Consider the following 20,129-nt stretch of genomic DNA (forward strand, 5'->3'; position numbering starts at 1 on the left):
GCCGCGCTGGCCCCCACCCCAGCCCTCCCCCAGAGGGGGAGGGAGCCAGAAAGCGCTCCCGCGCTGCTGGGGAGGGAGCCAGAAAGCGCTCCCGCGCTGCTCGCTGGGGTCTTCGCTCCCTCGCCCCCTGGGGGGAGAGGGTGGGGTGAGGGGGCAGTTCGGGCGCCACGCCCATCAAGGAGCGCAGCCCTCCAGCAGAAAACACGGCAGGCAAGAGAAAAAACCTCATTTGGGCGCCTCGGCCCGGCCCTCGGCGATGTCGCGCAGCAACTGCGGCTGCATCAACAGCAGATTGTTGCCCTCGCGCACCAGCAGCTTGTGCAGGAAAAGCACCTGGAACGCCCGCGTCACCGTCTCGCGGCTGGCGTTGATCATGATGGCCAGCTCCTGGTGCGTGGGTGCCTGCTCCAGCTCCGTCACGCCGCCGCTGGTGCGGGTCGGCAATTGTAGAAGCAGCGCACACAGCCGCTGGAACGGGTTGGGCAGGCTCAGCAGCGTGCGCTGCGCAGCCCCGGCGCGCACGCGCTGGGCCAGGCGCGCCATCACCGCCTGCGCCAACGGCGGATGCGTCAGGATCAGCTCGCGCGCCGCCGCGCCGTCCAGAAAGGCCACCGTGGACTTCACCGCCGCCACCACATGCTCCGACGGCGGCTTGCCATCGACCAGCGACAACTCGCCGAAATAATCCCCCGGATCGACGAAATACAGCCCCACGCTGCGCCCATCCACCGTGAAATCCACCCCCTGCAGCCGCCCATCGACTAAAAAACCCAGCTCCTGCACCGCCGCATCCTTGGACGCCACCATCGCCCGGCGCGCAAACGAGCGCAGCACCATGCGCGCCGACAGCGGTGCCAGCAACTCCTGCGGCAGCGGCTGCAGCAGCGAGAACTGGTTGAGCAACTGAACCGAAACGGGCATCGAACCAACAGGAAAACAGGCAAAAGGCAGGCAAGCGGGCAGGGAGTGTGGACAGGGCAGGCAGGCGGCGCTGCCGCAGCCCCTGCAGGCGCGGCGCGCAAAGACCGCCATTGTGACCACGCCCGGGCCGCCGCAGCCCGTTTGCCGGGCGCCTTGCGCCCGCCCGGTGTGACCCCAGGCACAGCCGGGGGGCGACGCGCTGCGCGACAATCCCTGTTATGCGAAAACTATCCCACTCCATCGGCACCGGCATCGCCGCCGTCCTGGCTGCAGGCGCGTGCGGTGCAGTGCAGCCCATGCCCCCGCAGATGGCGCCATCATCGGCGAGGCCACCCTGGTCATCGGCGCGGCCACCGTGCGCGACGCCAACGGCCAGTCGCGCAGCGTGGCGCGCGGCGACGCCGTGCGCGTGGGCGACCGCATCGAAACCCGCGCCGGCGGCCACGTCCACCTGCGCTTCGTCGATGGCGGACGCCTGAGCGTGCGCCCCGACAGCCGGCTGCAGATCGAAAGCTACAGCCACAGCAGCGCCCAGCCCCAGCTCGGCGCCATCAAGTTCCGCCTCGACGAAGGCGTGGCGCGCTCTATCACCGGCACCTGGGGCGAGGCCGCGCGCGAGCGCTTTCGCCTGAACACCCCCGTGGCCGCCATCGGCGTCAAGGGCACGGACTTCATCGTGCGCGCCGCCGGCGACACCACCTCCGCCTCCATCTACAGCGGCGCCATCACCGTCGCCCCGCTCACTGGCGGCTGCGCAGCCTCGGTCGGCCCCTGCCTCAACGGCAGCGAGCGCCTGCTCAGCGAGGACATGAAGGGCCTGATCGTGGCGCTGGATCGCCACAGCCAGACCGCCGCCGTGCTGCCCGCCATCGAGCAATGGGCGCGCCACCAGGCCGCCGTGGCCTCGGCGGCAGCAGCCCGCAGCGCTGCCGGCGAGGCCAGCGCCAGCGCCGACAAGATCGCCAGCGCCAGCACCGACAAGGCCGTCGCCCTGGACGGCGCGCGCAGCGAATCCGGCGCCACCGTGGCCGGCGGGGCCGACAAAAACCTGGTCAACGACGCGCGCGGCGCCACCGTCGTCGTCGCCGCCGCGCCCAGCGCCAGCGACTCGCCAGCGCTGCCCGGGGCCAGCACCGGCACCAGCACCGGCAGCGCCCCCGGCCCCGTGCCCGGCATCGTCCCTGAGCAGCCCACGCCCCAGGCTGGCCAACTGGTGGCCGCACGCACCGGCGCCACCCCGGCACTGCCCGGCGACAGCTTCACCCAGCGCTTCGAGCAGGCCGTCGTCGCCGGCCTTGAGCACGTCGCCGGCAGCGGCCCCTACGCCGTGCTGCGTCCGCGCGCCCCGGCGGACGGCATCCAGCTGCCCGCCCAGGGCCAGGCCAGCTTCCGCCTGGCCAGCGCCACCGCCCACCTGCAGCCCGCTGGCGGCGCGCCCATCGAGGCCGTGGCCGTGCAGGGCGGCAACCTGAGCGTGGATTTTTCCCGCGCCACCTTCGCCACCATGCTCGACCTGAGCAGCCCCAGCATCGGGCGCGACGAACTGCGCGCCAGCGGCAGCATCAGCGCCAGCGGCATCCTGCGCGCCAGCCAGGGCGGCACCGCCATCGACGGCGCCCTGTCTGCCGACGCCCGCGAAGCCGCCTACGCCTTCGACAAGCAGCACGCCGCCGGCAGCCTGCGTGGCATCACCCTGTGGGGGCGCTGATTGGAGACAGGCGCTGCGGCCAGCCCCAGCTCGGCAGCCGCCCCACCCCCCCACCGCCCTGCACCGGCCTCGCCGCTGGCCCTGCTGCTGCAGCGCCACGGCGTGGCCCTGGCCGGCGCGCTGGCCGCCGTGCTGGCCTGGCTGGCGCTGGCGCTGCTGGCCGCGCCCACCCTGGGCGCCGTGCAGGAGCGCGTGGGCGACTGGGCCTGGACACTGGGCGCAGGCCGGGGTGACGAGCGCCGGCTGATCGTCATCGACATCGACGAGCGCAGCCTCGCCGAAATCGGCCCCTGGCCCTGGCCGCGACCGCTGCAGGCGCGGCTGCTCGAACAACTCGCCCAGGCCGGCGCCGACCAGCAAATCCTGGACATCGTCTTCACCAGCCCCCAGCCCGACGACGCCGCCCTGGCCGCCCCCATCCAGCGCCTGCGCCCCGTGCTGTCGCAGATCTTCGCCCTGCAGCAAGGCGGCAGCCCGGCAGTCGGCCAGCTGGCCGGCGCGCTGGACTGGAACACCTGCCCGGCGCCCTTCGAGCAGGCCGGCGGCTACCTGGCCAACCAGGGCGCCCTGGTACCGCCGCAGGCCGCCGTCGGCCACATCACGCCCCGCGTCGATGGCGACGGCGTGGTGCGCCACCAGCCGGCCATCATCTGCCACGACAACCAGGCCTACCCGGCCCTGGCCATTGCCGCGCTGCTGCACGGCGCCGACGAGCGCGCCCTGACCCTGACCCGGGGCGACTGGCACGAAGCGCCGTGGCTGCTCGGCGCCGGCTCCCTGGGCCGCATCCCGCTGGACGAGCGCGGTGACCTGCGCGTGTCCTGGCGCCTGCACCCCGACCAGTTCATCAGCCTGTCCGCCGCCGACGTGCTGGCCGGGCGCATCCCGGCGCAACTGCTGCAGGGCGCCTGGGCGCTGGTCGGCAGCAGCGCCTTCGGCCTCAACGACAGCATTGCCACGCCCTACAGCGGCACCGAATCCGGCCTGCAAGTCCATGCCCAGCTGATCGCCGCGCTGCTCGACGGGCGCACGCCCTACACCCCGCTGTATGCCCCGGCGCTGCAGATGGCGCTGGCCGGCCTGGGCCTGCTCATCCTGGCGGCGCTGGCCCGCGCGCCCCTGCCGGCCTCGCGCGGCCAGGCCGGCCAGGCCCGGCGCGGCGGCGCGGCGGCGCTGCCCGTCTATCTATTACCCGTGGTGGCGCTGGGGCTGGCGCTGGCGTTGCTCATCGTGCACGCCGTGCTGCTGCTGCAGGCCAGCCTGTGGATCGGCTGGCTGGCGCCGGCGCTGGTGCTGCTGCTGGCCGGGCTGTTCATGGGCATGTTGGCGCACGCCCGCAGCCGCCTCGACCGCGACCGCATCTACGCCCACCTGGCCAGCTACCTGCCCGCGCCCGTGGCCGCCGCCCTGGCCCTGCAGGCGCCCAGCGACGCCATTGCCGCAGAAAACCGCCTGGTCAGCATCCTGATTGCCGACATCCGCAACTTCAGCGCCTACTGCGAAGCCCGCCCGCCCGAGGAGTCTGCTGCCGTGTTGCACGCCTTCTTCTCCGAGGCCACGCGCATCGTGCAGGCGCATGGCGGGGTCATCGAAGCCTTCCAGGGCGACGCCGTGCTGGCCGCCTGGAACGCCGAGCTGCAGCAGGGCGACGACCCCACGCGCACGGCCGACCACGCCCACCAGGCGCTGGCCGCCGCCGTCGAACTGCTGGCCGCCAGCCGCCGCGTGCTGCCCGACCCAGCCCCTGCCGGGCTGGAGCCGCTGGGCCTGGGCATCGGCATCGAGACTGGCCCGGCCATGGCTGGCAGCTTCGGCCTGGCCAGCCGGCGCACGCACATGGTCATGGGACGAACGGTTACCATCGCCTCCCGGCTGGTCGAGATGACCGCCGATCTTGCGCACCCCATCCTGGCGGGCGAAGGCCTGGCCGGGCAGGTTGGTGGCGCGCCCTTGCAATCGATGGGCACCTTCTTGCTCGACGGCCTGCGCGTGCCGCACCACATCTACGCCTATCCCCTTGACGCGCCGGGTGTCTCAATCACATTTTGATAGCTGGTACCGCTTGCCTGGTAAGGGTTTGCGGCCGATTTGGCTTGAATTTTCCGCTTGCGCGGGGGTGTTCTTTCGCTCCCTCCCCCTCTGGGGGAGGCTGCCTCTCACTCCCTTCCTCTCTGGGGGAAGGCTGCCTCTTACTCCCTTCCTCTCTGGGGGAAGGCTGCCTCTCACTCCCTCCCCCTCTGGGGGAAGGCTGCCTCTCACTCCCTCCCCCTCTGGGGAGGGTTGGGGTGGGGCCAGCGCGGCCCACCACCCAGCCACGGCGCCCACCGCCAGCCGGCCCCATCCCAGCCTTCCCCCAGGGGGGAAGGAGCGAAAGCCGCAGCAGCCAGCCTTGTGCTTCCTGCGCCCTCCCTGCCAGCGCGGGGGCACTCTCCTGTTCCCTTTGGGGGGAGGCTGCCTCTTACTCCCTCCCCCTCTGGGGGAAGGCTGCCTCTTACTCCCTTCCTCTCTGGGGAAGGCTGCCTCTTACTCCCTCCCCCTCTGGGGGAGGGTTGGGGTGGGGGCCAGCGCGGCCCACCACCCAGCCACGGCGCCCACCGCCAGCCGGCCCCCATCCCAGCCTTCCCCCAGGGGGGAAGGAGCGAAAGCCGCAGCAGCCAGCCTTGTGCTTCCTGCGCCCTCCCTGCCAGCGCGGGGGCACTCTCCTGTTCCCTTTGGGGGGAGGCTGCCTCTTACTCCCTCCCCCTCTGGGGGAAGGCTGCCTCTTACTCCCTCCCCCTCTGGGGGAGGGTTGGGGTGGGGGCCAGCGCGGCCCACCACCCAGCCACGGCGCCCACCGCCAGCCGGCCCCATCCCAGCCTTCCCCCAGGGGGGAAGGAGCGAAAGCCGCAGCAGCCAGCCTTGTGCTTCCTGCGCCCTCCCTGCCAGCGCGGGGGCACTCTCCTGTTCCCTTTGGGGGGAGGCTGCCTCTTACTCCCTCCCCCTCTGGGGGAAGGCTGCCTCTTACTCCCTTCCTCTCTGGGGGAAGGCTGCCTCTTACTCCCTTCCTCTCTGGGGGAAGGCTGCCTCTTACTCCCTCCCCTCTGGGGGAGGGTTGGGGTGGGGGCCAGCGCGGCCCACCACCCAGCCACGGCGCCCACCGCCAGCCGGCCCCCATCCCAGCCTTCCCCCAGGGGGGGAAGGAGCGAAAGCCGCAGCAGCCAGCCCATCGCGCCCACCGCCAGCCGGCCCCCATCCCAGCCTTCCCCCAGGGGGGGAAGGAGCAAGGCCGGCAACCGTCTGGCCGCGCTGGCCGGTCGCCCGCTGCGCGTCCTGCTGCTCCTCGCCGCCGCCTCCCTCGCCCCCGCCGCAGCCATCGCCCGCCCGCCCACCCCGTGCCCCGTCGCGCTGCCCGCCCAGGCCACGCCCGAGCAGCTCCTGCCCCACCTGCACCAGTGCCAGGACGACCCGGCCTACCTGACCCGCCTGGGCCGCCTGCTCAACACCGAACAGCGCTACGCCGAAGCCACCGAACACCTCGAACGCGCCATCTTGTTCGACCCCGACGCCACCGCCGCCCAGATGGACTACGCCATCGCCCTGGCCGGCAGCGGCGACGCGCTGTCGGCCCTGCAGCTCGTCGCCGCCCTGCTGGCCCGGCGCGACCTGCCGCCCGAGCAGCGCGCCAGCCTCATGCAGGCCCGCGCCCGCTGGGCCAGCGGCGCGCAGCGCGCCTACGCCAGCACCAGCGCCCAGGCCGGCCTGCGCTGGGGCTTTGAAAACAACCTGCTCGGCGCCCCGCGCATCGGCAGCCTGTGGCTGACCCTGCCCAGCGGCGACGTACTGCTGCCCCTGGACGACAGCCACCGCCCCCGCCCCGGCGCCTACCTGCGCGCCGACGCCCGCATCGACCACACCCGCGTGCGCGCCGACGGCTCGCGCTGGGACTACAGCCTGGGCCTGCAGCAGCGCACCACCCCCAGCCTGCACGAAGCCGGCTCCACCCAGGCCGAAGCCGCCATCGAGCGCAGCCAGGACGCCCCCCCCGGCAGCGCCGGCATCGGCCACTACCTCAACCTTGGCGCCGCCGTGCTCGACACCCGGGGCGGCACCCGCTACCGCAGCCTGGCCGCTGGTGCCGGCCTGCAATGGCTGACCCCCGCCGCGCCCGAGCGCACCTGCCAATGGCGCACCGGCCTGGAGCTGCAAAGCCGCGCCCTGCACAGCAACCCCCTGCTGTCGGGCAGCTACGCCGGCCTGTCCGGCCAATGGCACTGCCTGGGCCAGGCGCTCGACCCGCAATGGCGCATCGCCCTGCGCGCCGGGCGCGACACCCCCCGGCACGCCGACCGCCCCGGCGGCGCCCAGGACGAATACTCCCTGCGCGCCCTGTACAGCCAGCCCCTGGACGGCGCCAGCGCCTGGCGCCTGGAGGGCGAGCTCAACCACACCCGCGACGCCACCGGCTACAGTGCGTTGCTGGACTACAACGCCCGCCGCCACGTCTCGCGCCTGGCCCTGCGTGCCGAATACCGTGGCAGCCTGCGCCCCGGCCTGCAATGGCTGGCCGGCACCGAAACCCTGCTGCAGCAATCCAACCTGCCCCTGTTCAGCCTGCGCAGCAGCGGCCTGTACCTGGGCCTGAACGCCAACTGGTGAGCCAGCCGGCAAGCCGGATTGGTAACCAGCGGCAACCCGCAGCGCAAACGCTAGCAAGCTGTGACGCGCATCACGCGATTTGCAGTGGTGCCATCGCTACACTTGCCTCCAAGTTGGCTCGGTGTCCGGGTTGCATGAGTCGTTGGTACGAAGCCACATGCAATAATCATTGAGCAAACTTGTAGAGAGGGCCGGCTGGTGCATGACGCGTCAGCGCGCCGCTTGTACAACTTGTCATTTCTTCATTCTTTGCAAAGGAAGACCTCATGCCTCAACAAGTATTTGGCGCCGCTGCCGCAGTCAGCATGCTGAACCGTGCGTTCTACAACGCATCGCCCAGCAACGCCATTTTCAACAACCAGGTGCAGCAGATCGGCACTACCGAAGAAAGCCAGATCCTGTTTGCCAACCAGTTCGCCGCTGGCCTTGCCAACGTGCCCGCCCAGGAGCTGGTCGAGCAAGTGCTCGGCAACATGGGCCTGCTGCCCAACGACGCCCTGGTCGAAGCCGGCGTCGAAGCCCTGGAAGCCTATGGCCCAGGCATGTACGGCGCTGTGGTGTTGAGCTTTGCCAAGCTCATCGCCACCCTGGAAAACGCCACCGGCGAGCAGGAAATCTTCCGCGACGCCGCCAAGGCCTGGAACAAGGAAGTGGGCGCCGCCTACAACTACTCCAGCAACCCCGCCAACACCCTCCCGCACGAAGGCGAGCACGTTCCTACCCCTGGCCGCACCGAACTGAGCCTGGGCACGGACAACCTGTTCAGCGACACGGCTGGCACCACCTTCACTGCCCCTGTGGTGCAGGCATCCGCCATCGGCGGCATCGCCAACACGCTGGAAACCGGCGACGTCATCCGTGGCACTGGCACTGGCAACAAGTTGGTGGCCGACCTCAAGCCCATCCTGGATGGTGCTCTGACGGGTGGCACCGCCATCAGCTCCACGACTGAAAACATCCAGGTGGTCGAGCTGCGCGTGCAGGAAGCCGCTGACGGTGTTGTTACCCATGAATCCCACATCGATGCACAAAAGAACGCCGGCGTCAGGGAATGGTGGACGGTCAACAGCCGCGACGCGCTGGTGATCGAAGACGTTCGCACCCGCCCCGAAGACACCCTGCTGGGTGTGCGCAACACCGACCCCGACCGCGATGTGGATCTGCGCGTCTATTTCGACCCCGACCAACTGAGCAACACGCCCACGGCCTCTGACTCTGCCCTGACCGTCACCCTGGACAACGGCGCCGACCCCGGCAACCTGTCCACCGTGCCCGTCAACGGCATCACCTTCAAGCTGGCCGGTGCCAGCTACACGCTGCAATCCGACGAGCTGGGCGCTGCTGCCGACCATGCCGAGCTGCTGGCTGAAATCCAGGCACTGCTGGCCGCCAACCCCGCACTGGCCGGCGTGACCGCCAGCATGGAAGGCACCAACAGCATCGTGCTGAAGGACACCCAGGGCCGCGCCTTCGAAAAGGGCGGCTGGAAGTTCATCAACGACGAAGTGCCCGCTGACGGCGCCATCGTCTTCTTCCAGATGGTGGGCGAGCCTGCCATGCAAGACCGCGTGGTCACCGGCAACCTGGAGCTGGACAACGCTGGCCGCACCGGCGAAAGCGGTGCCGTGGACATCGGCTCCATGGGCGCAGGCGGCCTCCAGACGCTCAACACCACGGTGGATCGCGCTAGCTGGGTGAGCAGCATCGACTCGAAGGGCGTGTATGGCACGGGCGAGCGTTACCTGGAAACCCTGAACCTGACCAGCAAGGGCGCCAACGGCGACCTGAAGATCGGTACTCTGGACAAGAACCACGTCGATGGCCGTATGCTCAATGGCCTGACCGACGTGCAAACCGTCGAGGCCTCGGGCTTCAAGGGCGCACTGAACTACGGTGTGGTGTTGACCGCTGACGCCGTGGATCGCTACCTGAAGGGTGCCACTGGCGAAGTGGTGTTCTCCTACGAAGGCGGCGCCAAGGCTGACAACATCACCATCGTGGACGCTGGCGGCATCTCGGCCGACAAGGACTTCGCGATGAACGTCGATCTGGGCGCCGGCAACGACCGCCTGAACCTGAACGTTCAGACCGTGAGTAACGTCTCTGTCGATGGCGGCACGGGCACCAACACCCTGGCCCTGTCGCAAAGCCAAGGCACGACCAAGGCCAACACCTTCAAGTCCATCGACAACTTCCAGGTCTATGAGGTTGAGGCCAATGCCGACACCAACCACAAGGTGACCAACGTCAATGGCCTGGAGCAGGTCGTGGTGGCCACGGAAGCCAACAAATCCACCACCGTGTTCGACCTGGCTGATGGCGCTGGCCTGACCGTGTCGGGCAAGAACCAGACCAGCGGCGCGGGCGAGTCCAACAATGCGCAGACCTTCAATACCGTCCGCCTGGCTGGCTCCAACGCCGCCTCGCAAAGGGTCACGCTGGACAACACGGCGCGCCTGGATGGCAAGCTGACGGTCACCACCCTGACAGTAGATGACGCCACCGTTGCCGTTGATGGCTTCAAGGACGCCAGCGCCATCCGCACGCTGGAGATCGCCTCCAACGGCGCGCGCAACACCACCAACACCGTCAACACGCTGAACGGCAACATGGTCAACACCTTTGACCTGACCGGCACGCAAGACCTGACGATTGGCAACATCGCCTCTGCCGCCAACTCGACCGGCAAGGCCGCCGAGAAGAGCAGCCTGTCGATCGACGCCACGGCGCTGACCGGCAAGGCCGACATCGGCATCACCGGTGCCATCCTGACCAGCCTGAACGCTGACGACAAGCTCGTCAACATCAAGGGCACGGCTGGCGACAAGGACGTGCTGCGCGTTCTGGGCGGCGTGACGACCGACAACGACACCAGCATCAGCGGCTTCGAGACCGTGACCTTCAACGGCCAGGGCACCTTTGACGCCACCAACGTCTCGGGCGTGACCCTGTACGACGTGCAAGCCCAGACCGGCACCCTGAACCTGATCGATCTGCGCAGCACGGAAGTGGTGCGCGTGAACAACGACGACAAGGTGGGCACGCAGGGCAACACCCTCAAGCTCGCCGCAGCCAGCGGTGGCGCTTCCAGCTCGGTCACGGTGGAGTACCGCGATCTGGACGCCGCAACTGATCCGGCTGTCAACACCGACTTCAGCGGTCGCAACCTGCAAATCCAGAACTTCCGCGAAGTCACGCTGGATCTGGGTGGCCGTGCTGATGCCAGCTGGGCCAACAAGCAGACGCTGCAATTCCTTGACAACAAAGACAAGGCAGTCGGTGATGCAGGCTACGACGCTACCAAGGTCGCAACCAAGGTGCTGAACGTGATCGGCGGCGTGGATCAGAACCGCGCTAACCACAGCGTGGACTCCCTCGACCTGGGCCTGGTCGAAACCGTGCTGACCAACATCGACTTCTCTGGCTTCAATGGCGACGTCAAGGGCGGTTGGGCTGGCACCACTGGCGTGAACAGCACCATCGTGGTCAACGAGTATGACCTGACCTGGGATGTGCTGAACCCGGCGCTGGTTGTGGCTGGCAAGGCTGAAGAGCAGACGCTGAACTTCGCAGCTTCTGGCGCTCTGCAGCCCGGCGACAGCGTGACGGTGACGTACGCTGGCGGCAGCTACACCTACACCAACACTGGCGCGGCTGACATGACCCCTGCTCAGTTGGTGGATGCCATCGCTGCTGCAGCCGATCTGCCTGCCGAGTTCACGGCTGCTTCGGACGGCGCTGGTCTGCTGACGCTCACGACCACGGATGACGTGGAAGTCTCGGGAGCCGGCGATGCCGCTGCGGCGTTCACCAACCTGGCCAACGCTCCGGCTTTGGTGACGGTTGATGAAACCACAGCCGGTTTGCCTGATCCGGGTGGCGCGCCTGAAGTCCAGACCATCACCTCGTGGGTCGGCTTTGGCGATCTGCAGCGTGGCGAATCGGTGACCATCACGTTCGACGGCGACACCTACACGTTCACCAACAACACGGCAGCGGCCATTGCGGAAGCTGACATCGCCCAGGCCATCCTGAACGACACCGTGGTGCTGGGTAACCAGCCTGCTAATTTCACGATCAGCGGTGCTGCTGGTAATGTGCGCCTGACCAACGGCAGCAACGGCGATGTTGCCAATGCGGTGATCACGGCCACGGCAGATGCGGCAAACGTGGCTCCGGTCCAGGCTGAGGTGACCAACGGTGTGCCTAGTGCCAACGATGTGTCCCAGTTCATCACCTCGTTCACGTTCACCGAGGACGCCTATGCCAAGGGCATCGTCTGGCAGATCAACGACTTCCAGGCCTTCGACGCGGTCAGCGGTGACACCACCACCGGCAACCTGTCGATCCTGAACCTGGATGCGCTGGGCGTGGACGGCTTTGCCGACCTGAAGATCCAGACCGGTACCGCGTTCTTGGCTGACCCCACGTACGACGCTGCAGCCTATACAGCTCAGGGTAATGGCGCTTTCATCGGTGCCCTGACCGCCAACGACCTGGTGATCACCTCCAACGAGGGCAAGAACTTCACCATCGTGCTGACCGGCGTGACCCAGGCCGAGCTGACCGAAGAAAACTTCGGCAACTTCTGATCGGCTTGCGCCCAAGGCCCAGGGGCTGATGCACACCATCAGCCCTGACGGCCCCACCGGCTGGCAGCCTGCCAAGGCCGCATCCCTGAACCGGATGCGGCCTTTTTCATTTGCCTTCCCTTTAAGCACTACACCTATGTTCAAGAACCTCCAACCGCTCGACAGCGTGCAACACCGCCAGTTGCGCTTCGACACCCGCCAGCGCTACCAGTACGCCGCGCAGGAGATGGCCATCCCGCTGGTGGCGTCCGAACTCGCCATGGCCGCGCGCGAATACCCCATCGTGTTCTCCACCCTGCCGGGCCAGGCGCCCTCGGCGCTGGTCGGCTGGCAGCGCGGCAGCAACGCCCACGTGCGCGCCGATGGCCGCTGGCTGGGCCGCTACGTGCCGGCGCACGTGCGCCGCTACCCCTTCCAGCTCGTGGGTATGCCGCATGACGAGGCTGCGCCGACGGATGCCGCTGGCACGCGCCAACTGCTGGTGGCCATCGACGCCGACGCGCCGCAACTGGGCAGCGAGACCGGCGAGCGCCTGTTCGACGACGAGGGCCAGCCCACGCCCGTGCTGGCGCAGGTGCAAAAGGTGCTGGCCAACCTGCAGGCCGACCTGCAGCGCACCCAGGTGCTGAGCCAGCAGCTCGAAGACGCCGGGCTGCTGCAGGCCCAAAGCCTGCGCCTGCGCCTGCCTGCGGGCCGTTCGGCGCAGTTGGAAGGCCTGCGCGTGGTCAACGCCGCTGCCCTGGCGCAGTTGAGCGCCGAGCAGCTCCAGCAGCTCAACCGCAGCGGCGCACTGCAGATGGCCTATGCCCAGCTCGCGTCCATGACCAACCTGGAAGACGGCCTGCTGGCCGCCATCAACCAAGGTGCGGCCGAAGTGCAGATCAGCGACAACGCACTGGACTTCTCGGGCATCGACTGGAGCCGGCTGCAGTGAGGGTGTGGCGGTCTGGGCTGCGGATCTGGAGGTCGGCAAGGCAAGCACACAAGGCGGTGTGGGCCACCCGCCTCTCGCCGAATGAAAGGACACCCACTTTTATTCACTTTTATTTACACAGAACGCAGAACGGCCTGCTGGCCAGAAAGGACGCCATGCACCCGGCAGCCGTCACTGCCGCCAGCGCCGACCTGCAGGGCCTGGACATCGACTCGCTGCTGGGCACGGGCAACGGCACCGTCAAGCTGAATTTCTGAATTTCAGGATTGCTGAACCGCCACAGCCCGCTGCTGGCGGCTTTCAAAAATGATAGCTGTCAGCGCTTGTCTGGCAAGGGTTTGAGGCCGATTTGACCCATGAAAACCCGCCCTGCCCGGCGTGGCGCGGCCCTGCACCGGCCCAAAACGATTGGCGCAGGGCCGCCCGTGCCGCTAGCATGGCCGCCTGCCAGCGCTCTTGGCGTTTTCCATGTTGCGCTTTTCTTGCGTCCTTGACGCAGCACTACACAGGAGACGGTTTCCATGCCCCAGCAAGTGTTCGGCGCCCCCGCCGTGGTCATCATGTTGCACCGCGCGTTCTACGACGCGCCGCCCCCGCAGGAGTTCTTTTCCCACCAGATGCACGCCGCCGGCAGCACCGAGCAGGACTATGCGCGCTTTGCCAACGAGTTCGCCGCGCCCTTTGCCAGCACGCCCGCGCGCGCGCTGGCCGAGCGCGTGCTGGGCCACATGGGCCTGCTGCCCAACGAGGCGCTGCTGACGGTCGGGGTGGAGGTCTTGGAGGCCTATCCGGCGTCAGAGCGCGGCGCCATCGTGCTGAACCTGGCGCGGCTGCTGGCCACGCTGGAGCACGCCAGCGGCGAGCAGCAGATCTTCCAGGCCCCGGCGCTGGCCTGGAACAGCGCCATCACCGAGTTTTTCGAGGACTACCACCAGCCCCCCGCGCCCCCGCCCAGTGGCGACCCAGGCACCGGGCCTGGCCCGGTGATACCGCCCCCGCCGCCCCCGCCCCCGCCGCCGCCGCCACCCCCCGGCGTGGTGTTCACTGCCAACAAGCCGGCCTTTGATACCACCAACCCCGCCGACAGCATCGAAGGCATTGCCACCAGCGCGCAGGACAACACGATCAACGCCCACGTCGATCAACTGTGGGGCGCGCACATCGACGGCGTGGGCGGGCGCAACGCGCTGTACATCCGGGGCACGGCGGCGCCGGGCGAGGTGGCCTACCTGGACGATATGCGCAACGTGCAGACCGTCCACCTGGACGGCTCGGTGGAGGTGCTCGCGCCGGGCAGCGGCGGCCTGCACGATGTCGAGCACCTCAGCGGCGCGGCAGGGGTGGCGCAGACCCTGGAAGCCAGCGGCATCTCCCTGGCCGGGGTGCGCGTCACGGACATCGAGACGCTGCGGGTGCGGGGCGCGGGCGTGGTGATCGACGAGCACAGCTTTTCGTCGTTTGCCGCCATCAAGGGCGATGCCGGCAACGTCAATAGGCTGGAGCTGACCAGCACCAACCCGGCGATGGCGTTTGATTTCTCCGGCGTGGCCATGACGGGCATCCACGAGCTGTATGTCCACGATGCCTTCGCGCTGCGCATGGATGCGGCCGATCTGGCGGATGTGGACTACCTCAACGTCACGGGAGACCCCACGCTGGCCGTCAACGACACGGTAAGCCTGGCGGGCAAGACGATCAACGGCAGGTTCAGCGCCATCGAGGTGGCCGGTGATCTGACCATCGATGCCAACACGGATGGCCAGTATTTCGAGACCTTCATCGCCACCGGCAGCAACCGCACGCTGGCCTTCGTACCGGGCACGGGCAGTGTGGAGATCGGAAACATCCAGGGCTTCAGCACCATCAACGCCACGCAGTTGGTGGCCTCTGCAGCGCTGACGCTGAGCAACGACCTGGACAACGGTAGCGCGCTGAAAATCCTGATCGAAGACTCCAGCCTGATGGTCACCGGCTCGTCCACCGACGATCTGGAAGTTGAGGCCATCACGCCAGGCGCGCCTTACGCCTTCCAGATCATCCGCACGAAAAATGGCAACGATACGATCACGCTGGGCCATGACACCAAGTGGGCGGTGAGCACGGGCGAGGGCGATGACACCATCCACGCGGGCACCTTCCTGCAGGCGCATGACGGGATCGACGGCGGCGCTGGCACGGACACGCTGTATGTCACGGGCTATAGCGCATCCGACGACCTCGATGGCGTTCACGATGTGGAGGTCATTCACATCAGCCACGCGGTGGTCAGCAGCTACGCGCCGGTCAACACCTTGGTGTCGTCGGGCGAGTCCATCCTCATCGATGCCTCCGGCTCGACGGCGCGGGTGGATTTCGACTTCACCTCATTGGTTGGCCAGATCGAGTACCGGGCCGCGCAGGGTGGTGGCACGGTCAAATTGGCTCCGAATTTTGTGTCCAACCACTATGTGCTGGGCGCGGCCGACGATGAACTGGTGCTCAGCAATACGAACACGGTTGACTACCTGGCGTACATGGACAGCATCGAAGATTTCAATGCTTCAGGCGCCGATAAGCTGAGCACTGGCACGGCGCACGCGGGGGGCAACCACTACGCAGTGACCATCAGCGCGCCTGATCTGCTCTCTTTCATGGACGACGTGAACGCGGCGCTGGCCAGCCTGCCGGGCTACGTAGGCGCAGCTGTACCCACCGATGTCATCAAAGTCACGGTGACCGGCGGCTCGCTGGCCGGCATCTATCTGGTGCAGGACGTGACTGGCGACGGCGTGTCGGCTGACGATTTCATGGTCAAGCTGGTGGGCAGCACCGGCACCATCCAGGCCAGCGATTTCATCTGACCACGTGGTTGGCGCGGCCCAGCGCTACGCGGGCGAATCAGTACCGGGGGACGCCAGGCAGGAGCCGCCGAGGCGGCTTGTTCAGGCGATGCGCAGCGTCTGCAGCATGGGCAGCATGTCGGTGGCGAAGGCTTCGGCGCGGCGGGTCAGCTCGGCGAGGTTGTCTTCGGCGCTTTCGATGGGCTTGCCGTCCTGACCGACCAGGCGCTGGTTCTGCGCCGCCAGTTCGCGCCAGGCGTAGGCGGCCCAGTCCTGCGGCGTGCGCGCGCCCTGGCTGCGGGCGTGCAGGAACAGTTGCTGAAAGCGCCCCACCGGGATGGCCTGGCCGGTCACCGGGCTGGCCAGGTAGTTGACCTCGGCGCTGCCGCGTGCGTGTGCCGTGGCCCAGGCGTTGAGGCGCCGGGTGGCTTCGTTGGCCTGGTTGCTGGGCTGCTCGGTGCCCAGCGGGGCCAGGTGTCCTGCGCCGCTGAGCACCAGCACTGCCTGCAGCCATTGGGTAAAGACCGGGCTGACGGAGTGCAGCGCCTGGGCGATCTGCCCCAGGGTGCGCGGCTTGTGGTCGGCCAGCAGGTCGAGCAGCGGGTCATAGACTTCGGCGCGCAGCGTGGCCTCGCGCCCCAGGCCGGGCACCGTGTGCGAGACCTGCCCGCGCGGCGTGACCAGCATGACGCGCTGCTGTTGCAGGGCCTCGGCCTGCGCCAGCGGGTTCAGGCGGCGTGCGCCCTTGACCCACAGATCGCGGCGGAACTGCTGGTTGACCATGAAGTCGCGCACGCTCTGGCGGAACATGGGGTTGGCGATGTCGCGCAGCAGGGCCTGCTGCTCAGGCGTGAGGTGGAAGGCGTCCACGATGTCCAGGAACTGGGCGCTGCCGGCGTATTGCAGCTTGGCCGGCTCCAGCCAGCGCGCCATGTCGGCAAAGTACATGGGGCACCAGTTGCGGTTGAAGTATTCGTGCGCCAGGTAGTTGGCGTCGCGCTCGCGCAGGGCCTTGGTGCGTGGGCTGGCGGTGGGGTTGGCCTGGGCATACAGGGGCTGGGTGGCCAGCAGGCGGTCGGCAAAGTCCAGTGCGCCCTGCACCCGGCTGAGGGAGCTGGCGCCGCTGGCGCTGTAGGTGTCGCCGTGCTGGGCCAGCAGGTGTTGCATGGGCGCAAAGCTGGCCCAGCCGGGCAGGGTGTTGTAGCTCATGTAGAGCACGCCGCCGACCTTGAGCTTGCGCCGGATGAAGTCCACGATCACCTGGTGGTTGTCGTCGCCGATCCAGCTCCAGATGCCGTGCAGGGTGATGTAGTCGAATTCGGGCAGGTCGCTGCGTTGGCAGAACTCGGCAAAGGACTGGTCGAACAGCCGCGCGCCGCTGCCGCTGGCGCGTGCCACGTCCTGGGCAAAGGCGGTCTGGCCGGCGTTGAAGTCCGTGCCCCACCACTGGGTGGCACCCGCGCCGGTGGCGGCGTGGACGTTGATGCTCAGGCCCTGGCCAAAGCCCAGTTCGCAGGCGTGCTCGATGCGCTGCGGCGGCTGGATGCCCTGTGCCAGCAGCAGCAGGGCCAGGCGCCGGGGGTTCAGCTCGGGGTAGTAGCCGTGCGTGTAGTCGATGTCGGTGACGTAGCCTTCGTTCCAGTGGGACATGGGGGTTCCGGGGTGGGCAGGGTGGGGGGCGAATCCCGATGAGGGACAGGCGGTGGGGCCGGGGTGTGTGTTGCGGTGGCGCTTGCCTTGTCTTTTGCGCTCGCTGCAGCATCCTGGTGGCGGGCGATTTTAGGCGGCGTCTGCGCTGCCGCCGCGTGGCGGCGCTGGCATTGAGAGCCGCCCCGAATACCCCGAATAAAAGGACACCCACTTTCATCCCCACTGGCTATGACGGGCGCTGATGCTCCGGTCAGCACGTGGGTTGCTGCCACCACCTGCTGCAGTGCAGGCGGCAGTGCATCCATGGGAAACGGCGGCAAGGGTGTTGTCATGGGCGCGTGAAGCGGAAGGTTGGTTTGATGTGACGCCTCCGGGCAGATGCCCGCAAAAATCAAACCCTGCCGCACCGTCAGGCGCAGCAGGGCTTGTCATGGGGTGTGGAGCTGTTGGGACAACTCCCGGGTGTGATCGCCTGGAGTGTGTGGGCCGGCGTTACGCCGGCGAGTGGCTCTTGAGCCAGTCCTTGAGCGCGGCGTCGATACGTGTCTGCCAGCCGTCTCCGGTGGCCCGGAACGTCTGCACCACCTCGGGCGACAAGCAAGCTGCAAAAGGACACCCACTTCAGCACCCACTTCAGTACCGGTGGACGCCAGGCAGGAGCCGCCGAGGTGGCGGGCGTAGCGCGGCGCGGCTGGTGCGCGCCATCCCGCTCAAAACAGCTCGCTGTGCGAGCCGGTGCGGATGAGTCTGAGCGAACCCGTGGGGAGTGGCCCTTCCTTGTCATAGATGAGCAGCCAATCGGGCGTGATGTGGCACTCGCGCACTCCGACGTAGTCGCCCACCAAATCGTGGTCACGGTGTTTGGGCGCCAGAGGCCGGTCGTTCATCAGTTCTGTAACGACCGTCCGCATCTTCTCCCAGTCGTGGCGCCCGGAGCCTTTGATGCGCTTTTTGTCGCGCTTGAACTGGCTGGTCTCTTCCAGCGTCCGGGCCACGCTCAGAGGTCCGCCAGGGAGACAGACGTTGTTTTGCCCGCTTTGGCCTCGCGAATGGCCGCCAGGGTGTCAGCGTTGGCGCGGGGCAGCTCCATGGGCAAGCCGCCTTGCTCCACGACGCTGCGCAAAAAGAGGCGGATGGCAGTGCTCAAGTCCAGGCCAGAAGCCTTGAGCACAGCCGCCGCCTCGCGCTTGAGCTCGGGTTCCACACGGGAGCGAACGTCAGCAGTCAACATGGAACCTCCTTGATTTGAAGGCACACATTGTAGCCACATCGTGACCCTGATGCAGTTGTTGGAGAGGAAGGGGCATGCACTTCTGTCCTCGGCAAAAAGGCCCTTCCAGCGAGGGCCTTGTCGTGTGGCCGCGGTGGTGGGCGTGGTCAGCCTACCTCGGCCATGAGAGTGAGGCGCGTGGTGCTGGCTGGATCTTGAGCATCCATAGTGATGTGCATGTGCTTGCATGGCGGCGCGTCTCGCGTTGAACTTCAGACCATCGTGACGACCAGCCGCTTGCCGCACGCATGGGCGTACTTGCGCAAGGTGGCGAAGGACGGCGAATGCGTCGGGCTGCGCAGGGAGGCTTCCAGGCGCGAGACGGCGCTTTTGGTGGTGCCCATGCGTGCGGCTACTTCCTCCTGGGTCAGGCCCGCTTCGCTGCGTGCTTGCAGCAGCGTGGCCAGCGCTGCATATTCCTCTTCCAGCGCTTGCCAGGCCTGGGCAAAGCCGGGGCGCTGCATGGCGCGCTGCAGCTCGGCGGCAGGGTCTAGCGGGACGGATAGCTGTGCCTCATCTCGCGCAGGCGCGTTGCCGCTTGGCTCGGATGAGCACCGGCGCTGCGGCTCATTTTTTGCCATAGGTGGCATCGTGATCGGGCGCGATGGTGAGCAGGCGGATGAAATCCCCGTCACGGTACGCCGTCGCCCGGCGTGCTTGGGTGATGCGCAGGGAGTAGATCGCATCGATCCCCTGGGGTGGCCTGACGCTGGTGATCTTCTCCCACTTCAGGCCTTGGTCGCGGTACAACTGGTTCCAGGTCAGTTGGCGGATTTTTTGGAGCGTATCCAGGGCAGCGTGGCGCTCGGGCTTTTGCAGTGTGAGCAGGTGGTCTTGAAACACCGGATTGTTGAGGTCGAGCCTGACCTTGGCTTCACTGCTCGCCATGACCGAGGCGCTTGAGGGTGTCTTCGGTGTTCGCATCCGAAGCGGCATGGGCGACAGACCAGGCCATGGCCGTTTGCAGATCGGCCGCTGCTTGGGACACATGCAGCCAGCGCTCGTTGTCGGGTACGACCGTGGCAGTGCGCACCAGCCAGACGCCGGGTTCGTGCTCTTCCACCAACACCTGGCGGCCCGCGTATTGTTTGCCCAGGGAAATCTGGCCGTTGGCGCCAACGACCTTGACGGTGGAAGAGTGTGCTGTGATGGTCATAACAAGGCCCCTTGGCAACTATGCACGCTATTATAAATTTCGTGCGGCACTAAAGGGCTTTGCTTGTAGTTGTGCAGCTCGGAGACATGCGGCTGGGCAATGCCCAGGATGCGTGCGGCTGCCGATTGGGACAGCTTGCGAGCGGCCAGCAGATCGTTCACGCGCATGGCCAGCTGCGTGCGCAGGCGGCGCTCCTGGGCGTCCTGCAGACCCAGATCCTTGAACACATCGCCCGCGCCCATTTCCACGCTGTCAGTTGTCTTGGCCATATTGCTCCTCATGGTGGTTGCGCGCCTGGCGCAGACGCTCGTGGATCAGATCGATATCAGCCTTGGCTGTGCGGATGCCGGAGGGCGATTTTTTCTGGAAGCAGTGCAGCACATAGTGCCGAATTTCCAGTGTGCGCGCAGATCCCGACCCTGCATTTGAATCTGCCTCAGTCAC

The 20,129-nt window shown here is 67.6% G+C and carries 15 protein-coding genes and 1 pseudogene; 6 read left to right on the forward strand and 10 right to left on the reverse strand.

Going from position 1 to position 20,129, the window contains the following annotated elements; all coding sequences use genetic code 11:
• Positions 1-225 precede the first annotated feature (225 nt).
• A complete protein-coding gene (locus tag IDM45_RS16470; RefSeq protein WP_209423792.1) occupies positions 226-921 on the reverse strand; it encodes a Crp/Fnr family transcriptional regulator in 696 nt (231 codons plus the stop codon).
• A 277-nt stretch (positions 922-1,198) separates the two neighbouring features.
• Here IDM45_RS16470 and IDM45_RS16475 point away from each other — a divergent pair, with 277 nt between their 5' ends.
• The 6 genes from IDM45_RS16475 to IDM45_RS16500 all read left to right on the forward strand — a co-directional run bounded on the left by IDM45_RS16475 (position 1,199) and on the right by IDM45_RS16500 (position 15,630).
• Entirely contained in the window at positions 1,199-2,629 is a 1,431-nt protein-coding gene (locus tag IDM45_RS16475) for a FecR family protein (protein WP_209423793.1), read from the forward strand.
• Complete coding sequence (locus tag IDM45_RS16480; protein WP_209423794.1) at positions 2,630-4,678, forward strand: CHASE2 domain-containing protein; 2,049 nt, start codon at positions 2,630-2,632, stop codon at positions 4,676-4,678.
• A 1,047-nt stretch (positions 4,679-5,725) separates the two neighbouring features.
• Positions 5,726-7,264, forward strand: a complete 1,539-nt coding sequence (locus IDM45_RS16485; RefSeq protein WP_209423795.1) for a hypothetical protein — start codon at positions 5,726-5,728, stop codon at positions 7,262-7,264.
• A gap of 266 nt (positions 7,265-7,530) precedes the next feature.
• Complete coding sequence (locus IDM45_RS16490; protein ID WP_209423796.1) at positions 7,531-11,856, forward strand: beta strand repeat-containing protein; 4,326 nt, start codon at positions 7,531-7,533, stop codon at positions 11,854-11,856.
• 136 nt (positions 11,857-11,992) lie between these two features.
• Positions 11,993-12,790 (forward strand): SapC family protein, encoded by a 798-nt coding sequence (locus IDM45_RS16495; protein ID WP_209423798.1) that lies wholly within the window; start codon positions 11,993-11,995, stop codon positions 12,788-12,790.
• 521 nt (positions 12,791-13,311) lie between these two features.
• On the forward strand, positions 13,312-15,630 hold the full coding sequence (locus IDM45_RS16500; protein WP_209423800.1) for a hypothetical protein: 2,319 nt from the start codon (positions 13,312-13,314) through the stop codon (positions 15,628-15,630).
• 81 nt (positions 15,631-15,711) lie between these two features.
• Here IDM45_RS16500 and IDM45_RS16505 read toward each other — a convergent pair whose 3' ends face one another.
• From IDM45_RS16505 to IDM45_RS16545, 9 genes and pseudogenes are all read right to left on the reverse strand, one after another.
• On the reverse strand, positions 15,712-17,259 hold the full coding sequence (locus tag IDM45_RS16505; protein ID WP_209423801.1) for a class I SAM-dependent methyltransferase: 1,548 nt from the start codon (positions 17,257-17,259) through the stop codon (positions 15,712-15,714).
• Positions 17,260-17,751: 492 nt separating this feature from the next.
• A pseudogene (locus IDM45_RS16510) lies at positions 17,752-17,856 on the reverse strand (BrnA antitoxin family protein); the annotation flags it as partial.
• Positions 17,857-17,969: 113 nt separating this feature from the next.
• Positions 17,970-18,254 carry a type II toxin-antitoxin system RelE/ParE family toxin gene (locus IDM45_RS16515; RefSeq protein ID WP_209423804.1) on the reverse strand — a complete coding sequence of 95 codons (285 nt, stop codon included), beginning with the start codon at positions 18,252-18,254 and terminating at the stop codon, positions 17,970-17,972.
• 2 nt (positions 18,255-18,256) lie between these two features.
• The gene (locus tag IDM45_RS16520) at positions 18,257-18,490 is read right to left on the reverse strand and encodes a type II toxin-antitoxin system RelB/DinJ family antitoxin (protein ID WP_209423805.1); all 234 of its coding nucleotides are present in this window, start codon (positions 18,488-18,490) and stop codon (positions 18,257-18,259) included.
• A 251-nt stretch (positions 18,491-18,741) separates the two neighbouring features.
• Positions 18,742-18,993 carry a helix-turn-helix domain-containing protein gene (locus IDM45_RS16525; protein WP_209423806.1) on the reverse strand — a complete coding sequence of 84 codons (252 nt, stop codon included), beginning with the start codon at positions 18,991-18,993 and terminating at the stop codon, positions 18,742-18,744.
• A 103-nt stretch (positions 18,994-19,096) separates the two neighbouring features.
• Positions 19,097-19,417: a hypothetical protein gene (locus tag IDM45_RS16530; RefSeq protein WP_209423807.1), complete on the reverse strand. Its 321-nt coding sequence runs from the start codon at positions 19,415-19,417 to the stop codon at positions 19,097-19,099.
• Complete coding sequence (locus IDM45_RS16535) at positions 19,404-19,685, reverse strand: hypothetical protein (protein WP_209423808.1); 282 nt, start codon at positions 19,683-19,685, stop codon at positions 19,404-19,406. Before IDM45_RS16535 ends, IDM45_RS16530 begins: the two co-directional genes overlap by 14 nt.
• A complete protein-coding gene (locus tag IDM45_RS16540) occupies positions 19,682-19,954 on the reverse strand; it encodes a helix-turn-helix domain-containing protein (RefSeq protein ID WP_209423809.1) in 273 nt (90 codons plus the stop codon). The genes IDM45_RS16535 and IDM45_RS16540 overlap by 4 nt, the downstream gene beginning before the upstream one ends.
• On the reverse strand, positions 19,938-20,129 hold the full coding sequence (locus IDM45_RS16545) for a type II toxin-antitoxin system RelE/ParE family toxin (RefSeq protein WP_232653698.1): 192 nt from the start codon (positions 20,127-20,129) through the stop codon (positions 19,938-19,940). The genes IDM45_RS16540 and IDM45_RS16545 overlap by 17 nt, the downstream gene beginning before the upstream one ends.

The organism is Melaminivora jejuensis, assembly GCF_017811175.1.
GTDB classification, from domain to species: Bacteria; Pseudomonadota; Gammaproteobacteria; order Burkholderiales; family Burkholderiaceae_C; genus Melaminivora; species Melaminivora jejuensis.